The organism is Streptomyces sp. NPDC048349 (assembly GCF_040651925.1).
Classification (GTDB): Bacteria; Actinomycetota; Actinomycetes; order Streptomycetales; family Streptomycetaceae; genus Streptomyces.
The window spans coordinates 70,452-77,268 of record NZ_JBEZLA010000037.1; the positions used below are offsets into that span (position 1 = coordinate 70,452).

The 6,817-nt window shown below is 73.9% G+C and carries 6 protein-coding genes; 4 read left to right on the forward strand and 2 right to left on the reverse strand.

Annotated elements, in window-relative coordinates; translation table 11 throughout:
- Positions 1–70: 70 nt before the first annotated feature.
- Positions 71–988 (forward strand): squalene/phytoene synthase family protein, encoded by a 918-nt coding sequence (locus tag AB0D44_RS20990; RefSeq protein ID WP_362593034.1) that lies wholly within the window; start codon positions 71–73, stop codon positions 986–988.
- Here AB0D44_RS20990 and AB0D44_RS20995 read toward each other — a convergent pair.
- Together AB0D44_RS20995 and AB0D44_RS21000 are read right to left on the reverse strand one after the other, a co-directional pair.
- Positions 972–1,721, reverse strand: coding sequence for a LysM peptidoglycan-binding domain-containing protein (locus AB0D44_RS20995; RefSeq protein WP_362593036.1), 750 nt, complete (start codon positions 1,719–1,721; stop codon positions 972–974). The two genes, AB0D44_RS20990 and AB0D44_RS20995, sit on opposite strands and share 17 nt — an antisense overlap.
- 374 nt (positions 1,722–2,095) lie before the next feature.
- Positions 2,096–3,046, reverse strand: coding sequence for a dihydrodipicolinate synthase family protein (locus AB0D44_RS21000; protein ID WP_362593039.1), 951 nt, complete (start codon positions 3,044–3,046; stop codon positions 2,096–2,098).
- Positions 3,047–3,116: 70 nt separating this feature from the next.
- Here AB0D44_RS21000 and AB0D44_RS21005 point away from each other — a divergent pair, with 70 nt between their 5' ends.
- From AB0D44_RS21005 to AB0D44_RS21015, 3 genes are all read left to right on the forward strand, one after another.
- Positions 3,117–4,049 carry a LysR substrate-binding domain-containing protein gene (locus AB0D44_RS21005; protein WP_362593042.1) on the forward strand — a complete coding sequence of 311 codons (933 nt, stop codon included), beginning with the start codon at positions 3,117–3,119 and terminating at the stop codon, positions 4,047–4,049.
- Positions 4,050–4,122: 73 nt separating this feature from the next.
- Positions 4,123–5,211: an S-(hydroxymethyl)mycothiol dehydrogenase gene (locus AB0D44_RS21010; protein ID WP_362593045.1), complete on the forward strand. Its 1,089-nt coding sequence runs from the start codon at positions 4,123–4,125 to the stop codon at positions 5,209–5,211.
- Between the two features lie 113 nt (positions 5,212–5,324).
- The gene (locus AB0D44_RS21015) at positions 5,325–6,635 is read left to right on the forward strand and encodes an alpha/beta fold hydrolase (protein ID WP_362593048.1); all 1,311 of its coding nucleotides are present in this window, start codon (positions 5,325–5,327) and stop codon (positions 6,633–6,635) included.
- The last annotated feature ends 182 nt before the right edge of the window (positions 6,636–6,817 follow it).

Here is a 6,817-nt window from a genome sequence, read left to right on the forward strand (position 1 = left end):
CAGGTCCCGCACGCCTGCGATCCTGATCTCCGTACCCGCGCGCAGAAACGTTTCGAGGAGCAGGACCACCATGCCGAGCTGGCGCACCACACTCACGGCCGCCGGGATATCGGGCGACCGGCTGAGGGACGACTACACCCACGCCGCGCGCCGGGTGCTCCGCCGCGAACCCGCCCCGTACCTCGCGCTGCGCCTGCTCGCCGCACCGCCCCTGGTGCCCTGGCTCGCAGCGGGCCTCGCCTTCATGAACCTGGTCGACGACGTGGCCGAGACGGGCACCCCGGCCGGCCGGGCCGCCAACCTGGCCGCGCTGACCGAGCGCGTCGAGGCGGCCCTGAAGACCGGGGACAGCCCCGACCCCGTGCTGCGCGCCTACGCGCACGCCGTGGACTGCCGCGCCCTGCCCGCGCACTGGGTTTCCGCGTTCCTCGAAGGCGCCGCCACCGCGGAGGCCGGTTTCGACGGCTTCGCCGCCGAGGAGGACTTCCAGGCCTACCTCGACGCCTACGCCTGGCCGGGGGTACTGGTCTTCACCGGCCTCCAGTACCAGGGCGGGCCCGACGCCGAGCAGGCCGCGGGCTGGCGGCGGTTCGTCGACGCCGCCCAGCGCGTCGACTTCCTCGCGGACCTCGCCGGGGACCTGGCGGACGGCCGGCTCTGCATCCCGCGCGCCCGCCTCGAGGAGCACTCCGTGACCCGGGCCGACCTCGAGCAGGCCCGGGACACCCCGGCCGTACGCGCCCTCCTCGCCGCCGAGGCGGGCCGCGCCCGCGCGGCCCTCGACGCCACCGAAGGCATCCTCGACCTCGTCGACCCCGGGCTGCGCCCCGTGACCGCGACGATGACGGAGCTGATGGCGCACCAGCTCACGGCCGTGGAGCGGGCGGGGACCGCCGCCCTGCGCCGGGACGTCGGCTACGGCCTGGCGGCCCCGCTGCGCACCCTGCTCAGGGCCCGGACCCAGAGGGCTCCTAGTAGGGGCCGTTGACGTTGTCGATGGAACCGTAGCGGGCGGCCGCGTAGTTGCAGGCAGCCGTGATGTTCGCGACCGGGTCGTAGGAGTCCAGCGAAGTCCCGGGCACGTGGTAGGCCTTGAACGTCGGGTCGATGACCTGGAGCAGGCCCTTGGACGGGATCCCGTTCTGGGCGTTGATGTCCCAGTTGTTGATGGCGAGGGGATTGCCCGAGGACTCCCGCATCACGTTGCGGTGAATTCCGTTGTAGGTTCCGGGAATTCCGTGCTTGGCCATCACGTCGAGCGACTCGCGGATCCACCCGTCGAGATTGTTCGCGTAGGCGGGCTTGGCGGCGGCCGGCTTGAGGGCGGTCCGGGGGGCGGACCGGCTCGCGCGGCCGGCGTCGGCCTGGGTGTCGAGGTTCAGTTTGATACCGGGCCGGATGATCGCCGGGTTGTCGCCGATGACGCTCCGGTTCGCCGCGTAGAGCTTCTTCCAGCCGCCGCTCACGGAATGCTCCGCGGCGATCTCGGAAAGGGTGTCGCCGGGGAGCACGGAATAGGTCGTGGCGGCGGGGGCCGCGGGAGCCGTCACGGCCGCGGTGACCGCGGAACGGGTCGCGGGAGCCGCGGTCGCCTCCGCCGCCCCGGCGGTGGTCGTGCTGATCAGGGGGAGGGCGAGCGCCGCACTGCCCGTGCCGGCGAGGGCCAGCTTGCGGGTGATCGGGTGCTGCTTCGGCCGACGGTGCTTTCCCTTTGCGGGCATGGCGCATTTCCTCACGTGGGGGGTGACGGAGAGGCCCCGGAGGGTGGCCGGATTCGGCAGCTGACCTCCGGGAATGAGGGTGACCGTAGGCGAGCCCGCGGTGTGGGAACAAGGCCCGAATTCCACCGGTAGATCGACTTCCCGCTATACGTCCGGTAAATGACCTTGTCGGCGTCTCTGTGCAAGGGCCGATTCCCTTTCCGGGAAAAGGGAATCGGCCTCCCCGGGGAAATGATGTTGGCGCACGCGGCGTGACTCACATCACGGGCCCGCGGCCCTGCGGCCAATACGGGCAACTCCGCTCTCCGTGGGCCTCATTCGGGCGACTCGCGCGTAGGGGGTTAAATCGCCCATCGAGGGCGTTTACGGTCGCGTCATCCTCGGCTCTGCACCTCCGCGAGGCGCTCCAGCACGACCGCCACCGCCGCCTGCGAGGCCGGCAGCAGGGGGAGCCGCACGTCGGGCGCCGGGATCCGCCCCAGGGCGTGCAGTGCGCCCTTGACGACCGTCGGGTTGGGCTCGGCGAAGGCCGCCGCCGACATCCGGGCCAGCGCGTGCCCCAGCGGCCGCGCCCGCGCCACGTCCCCCGCCCGCCAGGCTCCGGCGAGCTCCACGAACCGGGCCGTGGCCACGTGCGCCGAGGCCAGGATCCCGCCCGAAGCGCCCAGGGCCAGCAGCGGCGACACGTACGCGTCGTCCCCCGCCAGCACCTCGAACCCGTCCGGCAGATCGCCGAGCAGCGCGACCGTGTCCTCGCCGATGCCCCCGCCGGCGTACTTCACCCCGGCCACCCCCGGAAGGGCCCCGATCGCCCGCAGCGCGGCGGCGTCCAGCGGCTGCCCGGTGCGGTAGGGGATGTGATAGACGATCAGCGGTACGGGGCTCACCGCGGCCAGCCGCGCGAAGTGCGCCACCACCCCGGCGGCGGAGGGCCGTACGAACGGCGGCACGGTCACCAGCGCCGCCCGCGCCTGCGGCCATCGTGCCAGGCGGGCCAGCGAGGCCTCGGCGGCCCGGGTCCCGCTCGCCCCGGCGCCCACCGTCAGCAGGGCGCCCCGCTCCTCGCAGACCCGTGCGCAGATGCCGGTGACCAGGTCGCGCTCCGCCTCGTCGAGGGCGGCGGTCTCGGCAGTGGTGCCGAGGGCGACGATCCCGGCCGCGCCCCCGTCGAGGACGTCGTGGGCCAGCGCCTCCAGGGCATCGGCGGCGATGTCCCCGGCGCGGGTGAAGGGGGTGACGAGCGGAACGTGGATCCCGTGCAGGAAGGCGTCTGCCGCCCCGCGCCCGTCGGTGGGCCCTGTGATGTCGGTCGTGTCCTGTGCCATGCGTCGAGCCTCGCCCGCCGCGAGCCACGAATCCAGTTCGCATTTCTTACCCGACCCGTAAGCTGAGCCGATGCTCGACGTACGACGCCTGCGACTGCTGCGCGAACTGGCCCGCCGCGGGACCATCGCCGCCGTCGCCGAAGCCCTCGCCTTCAGTCCTTCGGCGGTATCCCAGCAACTCGCCGTCCTCGAACGCGAAGCAGGGCTCCCGCTGCTGGAACGCACCGGACGCCGGGTCCGCCTCACGCCGGCCGGACAGCACCTGGTCGGCCACGCCGAGGCCGTTCTCGAGCGGCTGGAACAGGCCGAGTCCGATCTGGCCGAGGCACGCGGGGGCCTGGCCGGAGCCCTGCGCATCGGGGCCTTCCCCACCGCCACCCGGGCCATCGTCCCGGCCGCCCTGACCGTCCTCGCCCGGCGCCACCCGGGGCTCGAGCCGATGGTCCGGGAAACCGACCCGGCGGCCGTCGCGCACGCCCTGCGCTCGGGCGACCTCGACGTGGCCCTGGTGCACGCCTACGACTTCGTGCCCGCCGCCCCGGAACCCGGGCTGACCACCGAACCCCTGTACCGGGAGGCGATGTACCTGGCCGTGCCCGCGGCGCGGGCCCCCGAGCCGTCCCCGGGTGACGACCAGGGCGCCGTCCTGCGCGCGTACGCCGAGGAGCCGTGGATCACCGCAACCCCCGGCACCCTCTGCCACGCCATGGCCGAAAGGGCCTGTCAGGCCGCCGGATTCACCCCCCGGGTCCGTCACCGGGTCGACGAGTTCGCCACCGTGCTCGCCCTGGTCGCGGCCGGGCAGGGCGTGGCCGTCGTCCCGCAGCTCGGGATCACCGGACCCGCCGGCCCGGGCGTCCGCCTCACCCGCCTGCTCATGCAGCGCCGGACCAACCTCGCCTTCCGCAGCGGAGCCGGGGCGCACCCGGCGGTGGCCGCGTTCGGCGCTGCGCTGCGCGCGTCCGTCCCTCCCGAGCTGGCCGGATCTCACGCTCCGGAGTGAGGCAACTCCCTTGCCGCACGGCTCCCGTGTACGTTCTGAGCGGGAACCGACGAGATCAGAACGGGGTTACGACGTGACGCACCGCGTACGAGGGGTCATCGCCCGGAGCAAGGGCGCACCGGTGGAGACGACGACGGTCCTCGTGCCCGACCCGGGACCGGGCGAGGCGCTGGTCCGGGTCCAGGCCTGCGGGGTCTGCCACACCGACCTGCACTACCGCGAGGGCGGCATCAACGACGAGTTCCCCTTCCTGCTCGGCCACGAGGCCGCCGGGATCGTGGAATCGGTCGGCCCGGACGTGACCTCCGTGGCCCCCGGCGACTTCGTCGTCCTCAACTGGCGTGCGGTGTGCGGTACCTGCCGGGCCTGCCGGCGCGGACGCCCCTGGTACTGCTTCGCCACCCACAACGCGACCCAGCCCATGACCCTGGAGGACGGCACCCCGCTGTCCCCGGCGCTCGGGATCGGCGCCTTCGCCGAGAAGACCCTGGTCGCGGCCGGGCAGTGCACCAAGGTGGACCCGGCCGCCGCGCCGGCGGCCGCCGGGCTCCTCGGCTGCGGGGTGATGGCGGGCCTCGGCGCCGCCCTGAACACCGGCAACGTCGGCCGGGGCGACTCCGTCGCCGTCATCGGCTGCGGCGGCGTGGGCAACGCGGCCGTGGCCGGAGCCCGGCTGGCGGGCGCCTCGAAGATCATCGCGGTGGACCTCGACGACCGGAAGCTGGAGTGGGCGCGCGGCCTGGGTGCCACGCACACCGTCAACGGCCGTGCCGAGGACGTGGTCGAGGCCGTCCAGAGCCTGACCGGCGGCCACGGCGCCGACGTCGTCATCGACGCCGTGGGCCGCCCGGAGACCTACCGGCAGGCCTTCTACGCCCGCGACCTGGCCGGGACCGTGGTGCTGGTCGGCGTCCCGACCCCGCAGATGACCCTCGAACTCCCGCTGCTGGACGTCTTCGGCCGCGGCGGGGCCCTGAAGTCCTCCTGGTACGGGGACTGCCTGCCCGAGCGCGACTTCCCGGTGCTGATCGACCTCTACCTCCAGGGCCGGCTCGACCTGGACGCCTTCGTCTCGGAGACCATCCCCCTGGACGGGGTCGAGGACGCCTTCGCCCGGATGGGGCGCGGCGAGGTGCTCCGCTCGGTCGTCGAGTTCCCGTAAGCCCCGAGCCCGCACCGGGACCCGTACTAGACTCACCGGACAGTCAAACCCGTGGCCCGGCCCCGACCCGGCCGGGCCACGGGCCTCCGTACCTCGTACCCCAGGGGCCGTCCGTGACCGTCGAGCACAGCTACCGCCAGCCCGGAACGGTCCTCACCGACCACCGGTTCACCGTCCCCCTGGACCACGCGCGCCCCGACGGCGAGCAGATCGAGCTGTACGCCCGCGAGGTCGTCGCCTGCGACAAGGACCCGAAGACCCTGCCGTGGTTGCTCTACCTGGAGGGCGGACCCGGTTTCGGGGCCCGGCGGTTCATCGGCCGGCAGGCCTGGCTGGAGCGGGCCCTGGCCGACTACCGGGTCCTCCTGCTCGACCAGCGCGGAACGGGACGTTCCACCCCGGTGAACCGGCAGACCCTGCCGCTGCGCGGCACGCCCGCCCGGCAGGCCGCATACCTCGCCCACTTCCGCTCCGACTCCATCGTGCGCGACGCCGAGGCCATCCGCCCGGCCCTGACCGGCGGCGCCCCGTGGACCGTGCTCGGCCAGAGCTTCGGCGGATTCTGCGCGACCCACTACCTCTCCACCGCCCCCGAAGGCCTCACCGCCGCCCTGATCACCGGCGGCCTGCCGTCCCTGACCGCCACCGCCGACGAGGTGTACGAGGCCGCCTACCCCCGGGTCGAGCGCAAGAACCGGGCCCACTACCGCCGTTACCCGATGGACGTGGAGCGCGCCCGCCGGATCGCGGCCCACCTCGCCGAACGCCCCGCCGAACTCCCCGGCGGCTACCGCCTGACCGTCGAGGCCTTCCAGTCCCTCGGCCTGCTCCTCGGCTCCGGAGACGGCAGCCATCAACTGCACTACCTCCTGGAGGACGCCTTCGTCCGTACGCCGGCCGGCCCCGCCCTGTCCGACGCCTTCCTCGAGGGCGCCCACGCGCTGCTCTCCTTCGCCGGGCACCCCCTCTACGCACTGCTCCACGAGGCCATCTACGCCCAGGACCCGGCCGCACCCACGGCCTGGGCCGCCGAGCGGGTGCGCGCCGGACACCACCGCTTCGACGCCGCCAAGACCCTCGCGGGCGACGAGCCCCTCCTCTTCACCGGTGAGACCATCCACCCCTGGCACTTCACCGTGGACCCCTCCCTCGCCCCGCTGCGCGCCACCGCCGAACTGCTGGCCGCCCGCACCGGCTGGGAACCCCTCTACGACCCCGCCCGGCTCGCCGCCAACGAGGTGCCCGTGGCCGCGGCCGTCTACCACGACGACATGTACGTGGACACCACCCACTCGTTGGAGACCGCACGCGCCATAGGCGGCCTGAGGACCTGGGTGACCGACGAGTTCGAGCACGACGGCGTCCGCGCGGGCGGCCCGCGCGTCCTGGACCGGCTGCTGGCCCTGGTGCGGGGCGAGGCCTGACCGGGCCGCGGCTCGTACGGGACGCACGTGCGTGGCCGGACAACGAGCCGAGGTGCCGTGCCGGGCGTCGTGAGGCGGTGAACCTCTCCGGTCGGAGCACTAGGGGGTGTCTGACGGAGGTCCGCGGCGTCGCGGTGCCCGGCACGCACTCTCGCCGCACCGGCCGAAAGCCCAAGTACGTC